Consider the following 15,015-nt stretch of genomic DNA (forward strand, 5'->3'; position numbering starts at 1 on the left):
CGCTGCAGCGGCAATATCCGTGCCACGGTATCGTCTCTACGGTAAACTAGGCAAGATTACGGTTCAAAACCGGCGGTTATCGGTTCTGCACCTTTAGATTAATGACTGAGAGGATTAAAGGTATCTCATGGCTGAATGGAGCGGCGAATATATCAGCCCATACGCTGAGCACGGTAAGAAGAGTGAGCAAGTAAAGAAAATTACGGTTTCCATTCCTCTGAAGGTGTTGAAGATCCTCACCGATGAACGCACGCGTCGTCAGGTGAACAACCTGCGCCACGCGACCAACAGCGAACTGCTGTGCGAAGCGTTCCTGCATGCGTTTACCGGCCAACCGTTGCCGAACGATGACGATTTGCGCAAAGAGCGCAGTGATGAGATCCCGGAAGAGGCGAAAATCATCATGCGTGAACTGGGCATTGACCCGGATACGTGGGAATACTGAGAAGCAGATACAAAAAAGGCACCTTGCGGTGCCTTTTCTTTCGGGATACTTATTTAGCGCCCGGGATGCTGAAACGCTTGTTGAAGCGGTCAACACGGCCACCGGTTGCAACATCACGCTGCTTACCAGTGTAGAACGGGTGGCATTTGCCGCACACGTCCAGGTTCAGATCGTGACCCACGGTGGAGCGGATCTGGATAGAGTTACCGCAAGAGCAGTTTGCAGTAATCATTTCGTATTTCGGGTGAATATCTTTTTTCATGGGAGAACCTCAGTTAAGGCCGCGTCGCTCTTCCAGCCCTAACGCCAGACACCACGCGATGTTGAATGTAATTTCTTTGGCGTAATATACACCAAAGGCGGCGAATCATACAGAATTTGACCAGCGTATGCAAACTGATCCGCACGCCGCTTTCACTAATGTGTATACTAACGCGCCACTTTTCAAGTCAGGAAGATTCGATGCCCGTCGCTCACGTTGCCCTGCCCGTTCCGCTTCCCCGCACCTTTGACTACCTGCTGCCCGACAGCATGAGCGCCAAAGCGGGCTGTCGCGTGACCGTGCCGTTTGGCAAACAGCAGCGCGTGGGGATCGTGGTTTCCGTGAGTGAAAAAAGCGAGCTGCCGCTTAATGAACTGAAATCGGTTGTTGAGGTACTGGACAGCGAGCCGGTTTACTCCACCAGCACCTGGCGACTGCTGCTGTGGGCGGCGGATTACTATCACCATCCGATTGGCGACGTCCTGTTCCACGCGCTGCCAATCATGCTGCGCCAGGGCAAAAGCGCCAGCCATGCGCCGATGTGGTACTGGTTTGCTACCGAGCAGGGTCAGGCCGTGGATATCAACAGCCTGAAGCGTTCGCAGAAACAGCAGCAGGCGCTGGCGGCACTGCGTCAGGGAAAAATCTGGCGGCATCAGGTCGACGAGCTTGAGGTCAGCGAAACCGCGCTCCAGGCATTAAGAAAGAAAGGGCTGAGCGAACTGGCAAGCGAAGCGCCCGCCCTTCACGACTGGCGCGACGGCTTCTCCGTCTCCGGCGATCGCCTGCGTCTGAACACCGAGCAGGCCACCGCCGTGGGGGCGATTCACAGCGCCTCGGACCATTTCTCTGCCTGGCTGCTGGCGGGCGTGACGGGGTCCGGCAAGACCGAAGTTTATCTGAGCGTGCTGGAAAACGTGCTCGCACAGGGCAAACAGGCGCTGGTGATGGTGCCGGAAATCGGCCTGACGCCGCAGACCATCGCCCGCTTCCGCGAGCGCTTTAACGCGCCGGTTGAGGTGCTGCACTCAGGGCTTAACGACAGCGAGCGCCTCAGCGCCTGGCTGAAAGCGAAAAACGGCGAAGCGGCGATTGTGATCGGCACCCGCTCGTCGCTGTTTACACCGTTCAAAAATCTCGGCGTTATCGTAATAGATGAAGAGCACGACAGCTCCTATAAACAGCAGGAAGGCTGGCGCTATCACGCCCGTGACTTAGCGGTATACCGCGCACACAGCGAGCAAATTCCCATTATTCTCGGCTCCGCCACGCCTGCGCTCGAAACGCTGCACAACGTGCGCCAGCGTAAATACCATATGCTGCGCCTGACGCGTCGCGCGGGTAATGCCCGTCCGGCGATTCAGCACGTGCTGGATCTGAAAGGTCAGCAGGTTCAGGCCGGGCTCGCGCCTGCATTGATTACCCGAATGCGACAGCACTTGCAGGCGGGCAACCAGGTGATCCTGTTCCTTAACCGACGTGGCTTCGCGCCCGCCCTGCTGTGCCACGACTGCGGCTGGATTGCGGAATGCCCACGCTGCGACCACTACTACACCTTCCATCAGGCCCAGCGTCATTTACGCTGCCACCACTGCGACAGCCAGCGCCCGGTGCCGCGCCAGTGTCCGTCGTGTGGCTCAACGCATATCGTGCCGGTCGGTCTGGGCACGGAGCAGCTGGAACAGGCCCTCGGCCCCTTCTTCCCGGACGTGCCGATTTCGCGTATCGATCGGGACACCACCAGCCGCAAAGGCGCGCTGGAACAACAGCTGGCGGAAGTGCATCGCGGTGGGGCACGCATATTGATTGGCACCCAGATGCTGGCAAAAGGGCATCACTTCCCGGACGTCACGCTGGTCGCCCTGCTGGACGTTGACGGCGCGCTGTTCTCGGCAGATTTCCGCTCTGCCGAGCGCTTCGCCCAGCTTTATACCCAGGTGGCGGGGCGTGCCGGACGCGCAGGAAAGCAAGGCGAAGTGGTGCTGCAAACGCACCACCCTGAGCACCCGCTGCTGCAAACGTTGCTGCATAAAGGCTATGACGCCTTTGCCGAACAGGCGCTGGCCGAACGCCAGACCATGCAGCTGCCACCGTGGACCAGCCACGTCATCATCCGCGCGGAAGACCATAACAACCAGCAGGCGCCGCTTTTCCTGCAACAGCTGAGAAACCTCCTGCAGGCCAGCCCGCTGGTGGATAGTCAGCTGTGGATTTTGGGTCCGGTTCCAGCGCTGGCCCCGAAACGCGGCGGACGTTTCCGCTGGCAAATCTTACTTCAGCACCCGTCACGTATCCGCCTGCAGCATATCGTCAGCGGCACGCTGGCGCTGATCAACACCCTGCCGGAAGCGCGCAAAGTGAAGTGGGTTCTGGACGTCGATCCCATCGAAGGCTGAAGACGGATCGAAAAATTTAACGCGCCTCACACTTTTTATGAAAATTCTGTAACCGATTCCATTAACTATCTGTAAAAATGGTGATGTCCGCAGTTCGGTGTTCAGGCGAGGAGAAGACGTTGAAGTCCAGGAAAGAGGTCACTACGGCGACCATGAAAGACGTTGCCGAGAAAGCACAAGTCTCAACGGCAACCGTGTCCCGCGCATTAATGAACCCGGATAAAGTCTCCCAGGCGACCCGTAACAAGGTTGAACAGGCGGCGCTGGAAGTGGGCTATTTCCCGCAGGCGATGGGGCGCAACGTAAAGCGCAACGAATCGCGGACTATTCTGGTGATTGTGCCGGACATCTGCGACCCCTTCTTTAGCGAGATCATTCGCGGTATCGAAGTGACGGCGGCTGAACAAGGCTATCTGGTGCTGATTGGCGACTGCGCCCATCAGAATCAGCAGGAAAAAACCTTTATCGATCTCATTATCACCAAGCAGATTGACGGCATGTTGCTGCTTGGCTCCCGCCTGCCGTTTGATGCCAGCATTGAAGAACAACGCAATTTACCGCCGATGGTGATGGCCAACGAGTTCGCGCCAGAGCTGGAACTGCCGACGGTGCATATTGATAACCTGACAGCCGCGTTCGATGCGGTGAACTATCTTCAGGAGCTGGGGCATAAGCGTATTGGCTGTATTGCCGGGCCGGAAGAGATGCCGCTTTGCCACTACCGCCTGCAAGGCTATGTTCAGGCGCTGCGCCGTACCGGAGCCATCGTTAACCCTCACTATATTGCGCGCGGTGATTTTACCTTTGAAGCGGGCGGACAAGCGCTGGAGAAACTGCTGGCACTGCCGCAGCCGCCAACGGCGGTGTTCTGCCACAGCGACGTGATGGCGCTGGGCGCGCTGTCACACGCCAAACGTCGTGGGTTACGCGTGCCAAAAGACCTGTCGATTATCGGCTTCGATAATATTTCGCTTTCAGAGTTTTGCGATCCGCCGCTCTCTACCGTTTCACAACCGCGCTATCAGATTGGCCGCGAAGCGATGCTGCTTTTGCTGGATCAGCTGCAGGGTCAAACGGTTAGCAGCGGCTCGCGGTTACTCGACTGCGAGCTGATTGTTCGCGGCTCTACCCAGGCATTGACTTAAAGTAAATGCCTTTCGGACACCCTTATCTGGTCAAAGCCCCGCCGCTTAAGTAACATGGCGGGCTGACGAACGAATAAATACAGCGAAACGATAGTGGCACAACGAGATTATGTACGTCGCGGCCAGCCGGCACCTTCGCGACGCAAAAAGAGTAGTTCAAAAAGCAAGCAGCGGAACCTGCCTGCCGTCTCACCAGCAATGGTCGCTATTGCTGCGGCTGTACTGGTGGCCTTTATTGGCGGCCTGTACTTCATTACGCACCATAAAAAAGAAGAATCTGAAGCGCTTCAGGGCAACAAAGTGGCCGGTAATGGCCTTCCGCCGAAGCCTGAGGAGCGCTGGCGCTATATTAAAGAGCTGGAAAGCCGTCAGCCTGGCGTGCGTGCGCCTACCGAACCGTCTGCCGGTGGCGAAGTGAAAAATGCCGATCAGCTGACGAACGAACAGCGCCAGCTGCTGGCACAGATGCAGGCCGATATGCGCCAGCAGCCTACGCAGCTGAATGAAGTGCCGTGGAATGAACAAACGCCTGCGCAGCGTCAGCAAACGTTGCAGATGCAGCGTCAGCGCCAGGCACAAATTCAGCAGCAACAACAGCAGCAGTGGACGCAAACCCAGCCGGTACAACAGCCGAAGGCCCAGCCATACCAGCAGCCACAGCAGCAGACGCGTACGGTACAATCGCAGCCTGTTCAGCAACAGCCAAAAGCGCAGCCGCAAAAGCAGGCGGCGCAGCCGTATCAGGATCTGCTCCAGACGCCAGCGCATACCACGGCGCAGCAGCCGAAAACGCAGCAGGCCGCGCCGGTGACCAAAGAGACCGAAGCACCGAAGCAAACGGCTGAGAAAAAAGACGAACGCCGCTGGATGGTGCAGTGCGGCTCGTTTAAAGGTGCCGAGCAGGCCGAAACCGTGCGTGCTCAGCTCGCGTTCGAAGGATTTGACTCACGCATTACCACCAACAATGGCTGGAACCGCGTGGTGATTGGCCCGGTCAAAGGCAAAGAAAATGCCGATGGCACTATCTCTCGTTTGAAAGTAGCCGGTCACACAAACTGCATTCGACTCGCCTCCGGGGGTTGAAACCCCCAAAATCCCCCCCATCTATCATTTAATTCAGCCCTGAGCACTGGCTCAGGGCTTCTGTTTCCCGAATCTGTAACCAGGGGGTCTGCTCGTGACAACAATAGTAAGTGTACGCCGTAACGGCCATGTGGTAATCGCCGGTGATGGCCAGGCCACGCTGGGTAATACCGTCATGAAAGGCAACGTGAAGAAAGTGCGTCGTCTCTACAACGACAAAGTGATCGCCGGTTTTGCAGGCGGCACGGCGGATGCCTTCACGCTGTTTGAACTGTTTGAACGCAAACTGGAAATGCACCAGGGTCATCTGGTGAAAGCCGCCGTTGAACTGGCGAAAGACTGGCGTACCGACCGCATGCTGCGCAAGCTCGAAGCGCTGCTGGCCGTGGCCGATGAAACCGCCTCGCTAATCATCACCGGTAACGGTGACGTGATTCAACCGGAAAATGACCTGATTGCCATCGGCTCCGGCGGCCCGTACGCCCAGGCTGCAGCCCGCGCCCTGTTGGAAAACACCGACATGAACGCGCGCGATATCGCGGTGAAAGCGTTGGATATTGCAGGTGATATCTGCATTTATACCAACCACAACCACACCATCGAAGAATTGACCTCCAAAGCGTAAGGATCTCCCATGTCTGAAATGACCCCACGCGAAATTGTCAGCGAACTGAACAAACACATTATCGGCCAGGATAACGCCAAGCGTTCCGTGGCGATTGCCCTGCGTAACCGCTGGCGTCGTATGCAGCTTGACGAAGAGCTGCGCCACGAAGTGACCCCGAAAAACATTCTGATGATCGGGCCGACCGGTGTTGGTAAAACCGAAATCGCTCGTCGCCTGGCGAAACTCGCTAACGCGCCGTTCATCAAAGTGGAAGCCACTAAGTTCACCGAAGTGGGCTACGTGGGTAAAGAAGTGGATTCCATTATCCGCGATCTGACCGACTCGGCAATCAAGATGGTGCGCGTCCAGGCTATCGAGAAAAACCGCTACCGCGCAGAAGAGATGGCCGAAGAGCGCATTCTCGACGTGCTGATCCCACCGGCTAAAAACAACTGGGGCCAGGCAGAGCAGCAGGCGGAACCGTCCGCAGCGCGCCAGGCATTCCGCAAGAAACTGCGTGAAGGCCAGTTGGACGACAAAGAGATTGAGATCGATCTCGCTGCCGCGCCGATGGGTGTGGAAATCATGGCGCCTCCGGGCATGGAAGAGATGACCAGCCAGCTGCAGTCCATGTTCCAGAACCTGGGCGGCCAGAAGCAGAAAGCACGTAAGCTGAAAATCAAAGACGCGATGAAGCTGCTGATTGAAGAAGAAGCGGCGAAGCTGGTGAACCCGGAAGAGCTGAAGCAGGACGCTATCGACGCGGTTGAGCAGCACGGCATCGTGTTTATCGACGAAATCGACAAAATTTGTAAGCGCGGCGGCAACAGCTCCGGCCCGGATGTATCCCGCGAAGGCGTTCAGCGCGACCTGCTGCCGCTGGTTGAAGGCTGCACCGTCTCCACCAAGCACGGCATGGTGAAAACGGACCACATTCTGTTTATCGCTTCCGGTGCGTTCCAGGTTGCCAGCCCGTCGGATCTGATCCCGGAACTGCAGGGCCGTCTGCCCATCCGCGTTGAGCTGCAGGCGCTGACCACCGAAGATTTCGAACGTATCCTGACCGAGCCAAACGCCTCTGCCACCGTGCAGTACAAAGCGCTGATGGCAACCGAAGGTGTGAACCTCGAGTTCACCGAAGACGGTATCAAACGTATCGCCCAGGCCGCATGGCAGGTGAACGAAACCACCGAGAACATCGGTGCGCGTCGTCTGCACACCGTACTGGAACGCCTGGTGGAAGATATCTCTTATGATGCGAGCGACCTTAACGGTCAAACCATCACCATTGATGCAGAATATGTGAGTAAACATCTGGATGCGTTAGTGGCAGATGAAGATCTGAGCCGTTTTATCCTATAATCGCGGTTACTGCATTCTCATCACGTTTAATGGGGGCTAATGCCCCCATTTTTATTGGCTAAATACTTATGACTGACATCAGCCGTACTCAGGCGTGGCTCGAAAGTTTGCGCCCTAAAACGCTTCCTCTGGCCTTTGCCGCGATTATCGTCGGTACTGCGCTTGCCTGGTGGCAAGGTTATTTTGATCCGCTGGTCGCCGCGCTGGCATTGATTACCGCCGGCCTGCTGCAAATTCTCTCCAATCTCGCCAATGACTATGGCGATGCGGTGAAAGGCAGCGACAAGCCCGATCGCATCGGGCCACTGCGCGGGATGCAGAAAGGGGTCATTACCCAGGCACAGATGAAACGCGCGCTGATTATCACCGTGGTGCTGATTTGCTTGTCCGGCCTGGCGCTGGTGACGGTCGCGTCTAAGACCACCAGCGATTTCATCGGTTTCCTGGTGCTGGGTTTGCTCGCGATTATCGCAGCCATTACCTACACCGTTGGCACGCGCCCTTACGGTTATATTGGGCTGGGTGATATCTCCGTGCTGGTGTTCTTCGGCTGGCTGAGCGTGATGGGGAGCTGGTATCTACAGGCGCATACGGTCATCCCTGCCCTGTTCCTGCCCGCAACAGCCTGCGGCCTGCTGGCCACGGCGGTGCTCAACATCAACAACCTGCGCGATATCGACAGCGATCGTGAGAACGGCAAAAATACCCTGGCCGTGCGTCTGGGGCCGGTGAATGCGCGCCGCTATCATGCCTGTCTGCTCATTGGCGCGCTGGTTTGCCTGGCGCTGTTTAACCTGACTTCCTTGCAGAGCTTGTGGGGGTGGCTGTTTGTGCTTGCCGCGCCGTTGCTGGTTAAGCAGGCCCGCTTTGTGATGCGTGAGCTCAGCCCGTCCGCTATGCCGCCAATGCTGGAACGTACGGTAAAAGGCGCGCTGTTGACTAACCTGTTGTTCGTCATCGGGATTGTGTTAAGCCAGACGCTCAGTTAGCTGACAAATATCAATTAACAATTGATGATTTTGCCAACAACGCATTTCGCACGATATACTGAACACATTCGCAGCAACTGAGCGTTAAACCTATGAAATACGATACCTCCGAGCTTTGTGACATCTACCAGGAAGATGTCAACGTCGTTGAACCGCTGTTCTCCAACTTTGGTGGGCGGTCGTCGTTTGGCGGGCAAATCATCACGGTGAAATGTTTCGAGGATAACGGGTTGCTGTACGATCTGCTCGAACAGAATGGTCGTGGCCGCGTTCTGGTGGTCGACGGCGGCGGTTCCGTGCGCCGTGCATTGATTGATGCTGAACTGGCGGGAATTGCCGTCCAGAACGAGTGGGAAGGCATTGTGGTGTACGGTTCCGTGCGTCAGGTGGACGATCTCGAAGACCTGGATATCGGGATTCAGGCCATCGCGGCCATACCGGTTGGCGCAGCGGGCGACGGCATAGGCGAAAGCGACGTGCGCGTTAACTTCGGCGGCGTGACCTTCTTCTCCGGAGACCATCTCTACGCCGATAATACCGGCATTATCCTTTCCGAAGATCCGCTGGATATCGAGTAATAGAACAGTCAGCGTGAACCATAAAAAAACCGCCAACAGCAATGTGGCGGTTTTTTTGTCCCTCGGGATTCGCGGTCCGTTGGGAAGTCTAGCAACCTTTAACCAGGATTTTTATCTTACCCTGGTTCATCCCTCTGGTAACCCCCGTCGACCCTTTATAAATTCCTAATTTCCTCTGAAGGCCTTAACTACGCTACTGTTGCTCATTATGATGCATCGTCCCTTTCCGCCATCTCGCACATGGGCATCGGTCCAGGGAAAGGTGTATTCACAACCGTAAAGCAACCTTTAACCGGGCTTGTGTCCACCGACTTATCACCGGTGGTGAGCGGTGGAGCGGTTAGCAGCAGGGACCGCATAATGAAACGCTATTTATGTATCGCGTTCATTGTCGCCAGCGTACTCGTGGTAAAGAGTGATGAACCGAGTGGATTTGTTGCTTATGCTATGACAACGCAGGACACGTAGCGTTAAGGCCGCCTCGGGCGGCCTTTCTTATGGCTTGACTCAGTTAGCGATAACCATAAAAAAGCCGGGTGGCGGCTTCGCCTTACCCGGCCTGGTCAGTCATCCCTAAGGGGATCAGACTTCTTCCATACGTCCCAGCAGCGCCTGCAGGCGATCCTGCCAGCCGTTCTGCTGTTCGCGCAGCTGGTTGTTTTCGCGCTCCAGTTCCTCGCGGCCGTGCTGAGCGTTCTGAACTTCCTGCGCCAGGCTGTTGTTCTTCTCTTTCAGCTCTTCAATTTCCATCTGCAGCAGGGTGATGGTGTCAATCGCCTGCTGTACTTTCGATTCCAGTTTCTCAAACACTTCTAAAGACATGATGCTACCTCTCCTGAATTGCAAGGCGACGCTTTAACGTAAACGCGCACGACATATACCGTCGATTGTATGGAGCGCGGCGCTCTGTGTCCAGCGACACACCGCGCAGATCGCGGTTTGCAACACTTTTAGGTCTGGTCCTGGTGCGTTCGCGTCATATACCCCTAAATTGTTAACTCATTCGTTAATGAAATGATTCAGCTCACATTCTGAGGCTGATGCAAAAATGTGCTTTATGGCGCGAAAACGCTCATTTTATTGACGCAGACCACACATTTTGATTTCGATATTTCTCGTTTTTGCTCGTTAACGATAAATTAACACTATGTCTACAGGACATCGTGGCTGTCACGGGCGGCCATGCTAACAATAAACATTCATCTCTTCAGGATTCCGATTATGAGTCAGACATCAACCTTAAAAGGCCAGTGCATTGCCGAGTTCCTTGGTACCGGGTTGTTGATATTCTTCGGAGTGGGCTGTGTCGCTGCACTGAAAGTGGCGGGTGCCAGTTTTGGTCAGTGGGAAATCAGTATCATCTGGGGTCTGGGCGTGGCGATGGCCATTTACCTGACTGCAGGGGTTTCCGGTGCACATCTTAACCCGGCGGTGACCATCGCGCTGTGGCTGTTCGCGTGCTTCGATGGACGCAAAGTTGTTCCTTTCATCATTTCTCAGTTTGCCGGCGCCTTTTGCGCAGCGGCGTTAGTTTACGGGCTTTATTACAATCTTTTCATCGACTTCGAACAGACGCATCATATGGTGCGCGGCAGTGTCGAAAGTCTGGATCTGGCTGGCATCTTCTCAACCTATCCGAACCCGCATATCAATTTTGTGCAGGCGTTCGCAGTTGAAATGGTGATTACCGCTATTCTGATGGGCGTCATTATGGCGCTGGGCGATGACGGCAACGGCATTCCGCGCGGCCCGCTGGCCCCGCTGCTGATTGGCCTGCTGATTGCGGTTATCGGCGCATCAATGGGTCCACTGACCGGCTTCGCGATGAACCCGGCGCGTGACCTGGGGCCAAAAACCTTCGCCTTCTTCGCTGGATGGGGCGACGTCGCCTTCACCGGCGGTAAAGACATTCCTTACTTCCTGGTCCCGCTGTTCGGGCCAATTGTAGGGGCGGCGCTGGGTGCATTCGGCTATCGCAAATTAATTGGTCGCCACTTACCGTGCGACACCTGTGTGGAAGAAGAGAAAGAAACAACGTCTACCGCACAACAAAAAGCTTCGCTGTAATCTGACTACGGGACACCTAACATGACCGAAAAAAAATATATTGTTGCGCTCGACCAGGGCACTACCAGCTCCCGCGCTGTCGTAATGGATCATGACGCGAACATCGTCAGCGTGTCACAGCGCGAATTCGAGCAAATTTATCCTCGTCCAGGCTGGGTAGAGCATGACCCAATGGAGATCTGGGCGTCACAAAGCTCCACGCTGGTCGAAGTGCTGGCAAAAGCCGACATCAGCTCCGACGAAATTGCCGCCATCGGTATCACCAACCAGCGTGAAACCACCGTGGTCTGGGAGCGCGAAACCGGTAAGCCAATTTACAACGCCATCGTCTGGCAGTGCCGTCGTACCTCAGAAATCTGTGAGAAGCTAAAGCGCGACGGTATGGAAGAGTACGTTCGTAGCGCTACCGGCCTGGTGGTTGACCCGTATTTCTCCGGCACCAAGGTGAAGTGGATCCTCGACCACGTGGAAGGCTCACGCGAGCGTGCTAAACGCGGCGAGCTACTGTTCGGTACCGTTGATACCTGGCTTATCTGGAAAATGACCCAGGGACGCGTTCACGTCACCGACTATACCAACGCCTCGCGTACCATGCTGTTCAACATCAATACCCTGGAGTGGGATGACAAGATGCTGGACGCGCTGGACATCCCGCGCGCGATGCTGCCTGAAGTGCGTAAGTCTTCAGAAGTGTACGGCCAGACCAACATCGGCGGTAAGGGCGGCACCCGTATTCCTATCGCCGGTATCGCCGGTGACCAGCAGGCGGCGCTGTTCGGCCAGCTGTGCGTCAAGGAAGGGATGGCGAAGAATACCTATGGCACCGGCTGCTTTATGCTGATGAACACTGGCGAGAAAGCGGTGAAATCAGAAAACGGCCTGCTGACCACTATCGCCTGCGGCCCGCGCGGCGAAGTGAACTATGCGCTGGAAGGTGCAGTGTTTATGGCCGGTGCGTCCATTCAGTGGCTGCGCGACGAGATGAAGCTGATCAGCGATGCGTTCGATTCCGAGTACTTCGCGACCAAAGTGAAAGACACCAACGGCGTGTACGTGGTGCCTGCGTTCACCGGTCTGGGCGCACCGTACTGGGATCCGTATGCACGCGGCGCGATTTTCGGTCTGACGCGCGGTGTGAACTCTAACCACATTATTCGCGCCACCCTGGAATCCATTGCCTACCAGACGCGCGACGTGCTGGAAGCGATGCAGGCTGACTCCGGCATTCGTCTGCACGCCCTGCGCGTGGACGGCGGTGCGGTAGCGAATAACTTCCTGATGCAGTTCCAGTCCGACATTCTGGGCACCCGCGTTGAGCGCCCTGAAGTGCGCGAAGTGACAGCGCTGGGTGCGGCATACCTTGCCGGTCTGGCGGTAGGCTTCTGGCAGAACCTGGACGAGCTGCAGGAAAAAGCGGTTATCGAACGCGAATTCCGCCCGGGCATCGAAACCACCGAGCGTAACTTCCGCTACAGCGGCTGGAAGAAAGCGGTGAAACGCGCTCTGGCGTGGGAAGAGCACGAAGAGTAATCCCCCTCACCCCGGCCCTCTCCCCAAAGGGGAGAGGGTGTTTTAAGTCCCCTCGCCCCTTTGGGGAGAGGGTTAGGGTGAGGGGAGTACAGGCCGCACCTTACCCACTCTGTGATAAACTTCGTGCAATTCCTTTTGATTGCACGAGTACCTCATGAAACGTGAACTTGCTATCGAGTTTTCCCGCGTCACCGAAGCGGCCGCCCTTGCAGGCTATAAATGGCTGGGTCGTGGCGACAAAAATACCGCCGACGGCGCCGCCGTCCATGCCATGCGCATTGTACTTAACCAGGTCAACATCGACGGCACCATCGTAATCGGCGAAGGCGAGATCGACGAAGCGCCGATGCTCTATATCGGTGAAAAAGTCGGTACCGGCAAAGGAGATGCCGTGGATATCGCCGTCGACCCAATCGAAGGCACCCGTATGACGGCGATGGGCCAGGCCAACGCGCTGGCAGTGCTGGCCGTGGGCGATAAAGGCTGCTTCCTCAACGCGCCGGATATGTACATGGAAAAGCTGATTGTCGGTCCTGGCGCGAAGGGCGCAATCGATCTCAGCCTGCCGCTGGAAGAGAACCTGCGCAATATCGCCAAAGCCCTGGGCAAACCGCTCAGCGAGCTAACCGTGACGATTCTGGCGAAACCGCGCCACGACGCCACCATCGCGCAGATGCAAAAGCTCGGCGTGCGTGTGTTTGCTATCCCTGACGGTGATGTTGCCGCCTCGATCCTGACCTGCATGCCGGACAGCGAAGTGGATGTGCTGTACGGCATCGGCGGTGCGCCGGAAGGCGTAGTATCAGCAGCCGTGATCCGCGCGCTTGATGGCGATATGCAGGCCCGTCTGCTGCCCCGCCATGAGGTGAAAGGCGATAGCGACGAGAACCGCCGTATCGGGGAAAACGAGCTGGCACGCTGCGAAGCGATGGGAATCGAGGCCAATAAAGTGCTGGCTCTGGACGAGATGGCGCGCAGCGACAACGTTGTCTTCTCTGCAACCGGCATCACCAAAGGCGATCTGCTGGACGGCATCACCCGCAAGGGCAACATGGCGACCACCGAAACGCTGCTGATCCGCGGTAAATCGCGCACCATTCGCCGCATTCAGTCTATCCACTATCTCGACCGCAAAGACCCGGACGTGCAGACGCACATTCTGTAAAACCGTTTGATCGATTGAGCTTTCCGGCCCAAATGGGCTGGAAATCTCACCGCTAAGTACGGAAGATAGAACAGAGAAACAGCACAGGAGAAGATCATGGCGGACTGGGTAACAGGTAAAGTCACAAAGGTACAGTTCTGGACCGATGCGCTATTTAGTCTCACCCTGCATGCTCCCGTCCACCCGTTCACAGCCGGGCAATTTGCGAAGCTGGGGCTGGATGTCGACGGCGAACGCGTGCAGCGCGCCTACTCTTACGTTAACGCGCCTGATAACCCGGATCTCGAGTTCTATCTGGTCACCGTCCCGGACGGCAAACTCAGCCCACGCCTCGCGGCGCTGAAGCCTGGCGATGATGTGCAGATTGTGGCAGAAGCGGCCGGTTTCTTCGTGCTCGACGAAATTCCAGACTGTGACACCTTGTGGATGCTGGCAACCGGCACCGCCATCGGCCCTTATCTCTCTATTTTGCAGTACGGCAAAGATCTGGAACGTTTCAAAAACATCGTGCTGGTTCACGCCGCGCGCTACGCCGCAGACCTGAGCTACCTGCCGCAAATGCAGGCGCTGGAACAGCAGTACGGCGGGAAGCTGAAAATTCAAACCGTGGTCAGCCGTGAAACGGCGTCAGGCTCACTGACCGGACGTGTTCCGGCGTTGATTGAGAGCGGTGCGCTGGAGGAGGCGGTTGGCTTGCCAATGAATATCGAAACCAGCCATGTGATGCTGTGCGGTAACCCGCAGATGGTTCGTGACACGCAGCAGCTTCTGAAGGATACCCGGCAGATGACGAAACACCTTCGTCGCCGACCGGGCCATATGACGGCTGAACACTACTGGTGATCAGCGGTACTTCACCTCAAGGGTATCTTTACCGTATTTGTTTTCGCTCTGGGTGCCGATAAACGCGCCCAGATCGACAACCATCATCACGAAGATAATGCTCGGCACCATCCTGCCCACGACCCACGGCAGGATAGACGGCAGCACTGACCAGTTTCCTGCCACCAGCATCCACGCCAGAATAATCAGAAAAGCCCATGCGCCGGAACGGCCGCGATCGTGCAGACGTTTCACCACCACGGCGGCCGTTGGCCACAGCAGGCAGACCAGCGCAAACGCCGCCGTTTGCGTGCTCAGCCACGCGTTATAAGCAACAAAAAACAGAAGCAGCATGGCGACAACCCACGTCACCATCCAAACCCAGAAATCACGGCGTCCAATACGCCCTTTGAATGAAAACAGCCACTGCTGTATGGTCATGTAAGGTTCCTTATTATCGTATAGCGCGCATTTTACCCTGGAGTTGTGACCTTTTGACAAGCCGACCAGATATCGTTTTAATCATGAGCACTTACGGCCAGGGGCAATATTGATGAAATTAAC

At 56.3% G+C, this 15,015-nt stretch carries 15 protein-coding genes; 12 read left to right on the forward strand and 3 right to left on the reverse strand.

Features of this window, described 5'->3' with window-relative positions; translation table 11 throughout:
• The first annotated feature begins 127 nt into the window (after positions 1-127).
• Positions 128-445: a met regulon transcriptional regulator MetJ gene (gene metJ, locus KW829_RS21905; protein WP_010436961.1), complete on the forward strand. Its 318-nt coding sequence runs from the start codon at positions 128-130 to the stop codon at positions 443-445.
• Between the two features lie 49 nt (positions 446-494).
• Here metJ and rpmE read toward each other — a convergent pair whose 3' ends face one another.
• Positions 495-707 carry a 50S ribosomal protein L31 gene (gene rpmE / locus KW829_RS21910; protein WP_003862040.1) on the reverse strand — a complete coding sequence of 71 codons (213 nt, stop codon included), beginning with the start codon at positions 705-707 and terminating at the stop codon, positions 495-497.
• A gap of 200 nt (positions 708-907) precedes the next feature.
• On the opposite strand from rpmE, the gene priA reads away from it, so the two are divergent.
• From priA to rraA, 7 genes are all read left to right on the forward strand, one after another.
• On the forward strand, positions 908-3,103 hold the full coding sequence (priA, locus tag KW829_RS21915) for a primosomal protein N' (RefSeq protein ID WP_108417939.1): 2,196 nt from the start codon (positions 908-910) through the stop codon (positions 3,101-3,103).
• Positions 3,104-3,186: 83 nt separating this feature from the next.
• Positions 3,187-4,248 carry a DNA-binding transcriptional regulator CytR gene (gene cytR, locus KW829_RS21920; protein WP_371317579.1) on the forward strand — a complete coding sequence of 354 codons (1,062 nt, stop codon included), beginning with the start codon at positions 3,187-3,189 and terminating at the stop codon, positions 4,246-4,248.
• Between the two features lie 93 nt (positions 4,249-4,341).
• On the forward strand, positions 4,342-5,331 hold the full coding sequence (gene ftsN, locus KW829_RS21925) for a cell division protein FtsN (protein WP_089599285.1): 990 nt from the start codon (positions 4,342-4,344) through the stop codon (positions 5,329-5,331).
• Positions 5,332-5,425: 94 nt separating this feature from the next.
• The gene (gene hslV, locus KW829_RS21930; protein ID WP_008501802.1) at positions 5,426-5,956 is read left to right on the forward strand and encodes an ATP-dependent protease subunit HslV; all 531 of its coding nucleotides are present in this window, start codon (positions 5,426-5,428) and stop codon (positions 5,954-5,956) included.
• A 9-nt stretch (positions 5,957-5,965) separates the two neighbouring features.
• Entirely contained in the window at positions 5,966-7,300 is a 1,335-nt protein-coding gene (hslU, locus tag KW829_RS21935) for an HslU--HslV peptidase ATPase subunit (RefSeq protein ID WP_010436948.1), read from the forward strand.
• Positions 7,301-7,368: 68 nt separating this feature from the next.
• Positions 7,369-8,289 carry a 1,4-dihydroxy-2-naphthoate polyprenyltransferase gene (menA, locus tag KW829_RS21940; RefSeq protein ID WP_218309089.1) on the forward strand — a complete coding sequence of 307 codons (921 nt, stop codon included), beginning with the start codon at positions 7,369-7,371 and terminating at the stop codon, positions 8,287-8,289.
• Positions 8,290-8,381: 92 nt separating this feature from the next.
• Positions 8,382-8,867, forward strand: coding sequence for a ribonuclease E activity regulator RraA (rraA, locus tag KW829_RS21945; protein ID WP_010436943.1), 486 nt, complete (start codon positions 8,382-8,384; stop codon positions 8,865-8,867).
• Positions 8,868-9,449: 582 nt separating this feature from the next.
• On the opposite strand, the gene zapB is transcribed toward rraA, so the two are convergent.
• On the reverse strand, positions 9,450-9,689 hold the full coding sequence (zapB, locus tag KW829_RS21950; RefSeq protein ID WP_010436935.1) for a septal ring assembly protein ZapB: 240 nt from the start codon (positions 9,687-9,689) through the stop codon (positions 9,450-9,452).
• A 399-nt stretch (positions 9,690-10,088) separates the two neighbouring features.
• On the opposite strand from zapB, the gene KW829_RS21955 reads away from it, so the two are divergent.
• The 4 genes from KW829_RS21955 to fpr all read left to right on the forward strand — a co-directional run bounded on the left by KW829_RS21955 (position 10,089) and on the right by fpr (position 14,472).
• Positions 10,089-10,934 carry an MIP/aquaporin family protein gene (locus KW829_RS21955; protein ID WP_010436934.1) on the forward strand — a complete coding sequence of 282 codons (846 nt, stop codon included), beginning with the start codon at positions 10,089-10,091 and terminating at the stop codon, positions 10,932-10,934.
• Positions 10,935-10,955: 21 nt separating this feature from the next.
• The gene (gene glpK, locus KW829_RS21960; RefSeq protein ID WP_089599288.1) at positions 10,956-12,464 is read left to right on the forward strand and encodes a glycerol kinase GlpK; all 1,509 of its coding nucleotides are present in this window, start codon (positions 10,956-10,958) and stop codon (positions 12,462-12,464) included.
• A 154-nt stretch (positions 12,465-12,618) separates the two neighbouring features.
• A complete protein-coding gene (gene glpX, locus KW829_RS21965) occupies positions 12,619-13,629 on the forward strand; it encodes a class II fructose-bisphosphatase (RefSeq protein ID WP_108417942.1) in 1,011 nt (336 codons plus the stop codon).
• A gap of 96 nt (positions 13,630-13,725) precedes the next feature.
• On the forward strand, positions 13,726-14,472 hold the full coding sequence (fpr, locus tag KW829_RS21970) for a ferredoxin--NADP(+) reductase (protein ID WP_089599290.1): 747 nt from the start codon (positions 13,726-13,728) through the stop codon (positions 14,470-14,472).
• Here the strand turns inward: fpr and KW829_RS21975 are convergent, their stop codons facing one another.
• The gene (locus tag KW829_RS21975; RefSeq protein WP_010436930.1) at positions 14,473-14,892 is read right to left on the reverse strand and encodes a DUF805 domain-containing protein; all 420 of its coding nucleotides are present in this window, start codon (positions 14,890-14,892) and stop codon (positions 14,473-14,475) included.
• Between the last annotated feature and the right edge of the window lie 123 nt (positions 14,893-15,015).

It is taken from the genome of Enterobacter sp. ENT02, assembly GCF_019219165.1.
GTDB classification, from domain to species: domain Bacteria; phylum Pseudomonadota; class Gammaproteobacteria; order Enterobacterales; family Enterobacteriaceae; genus Enterobacter; species Enterobacter mori.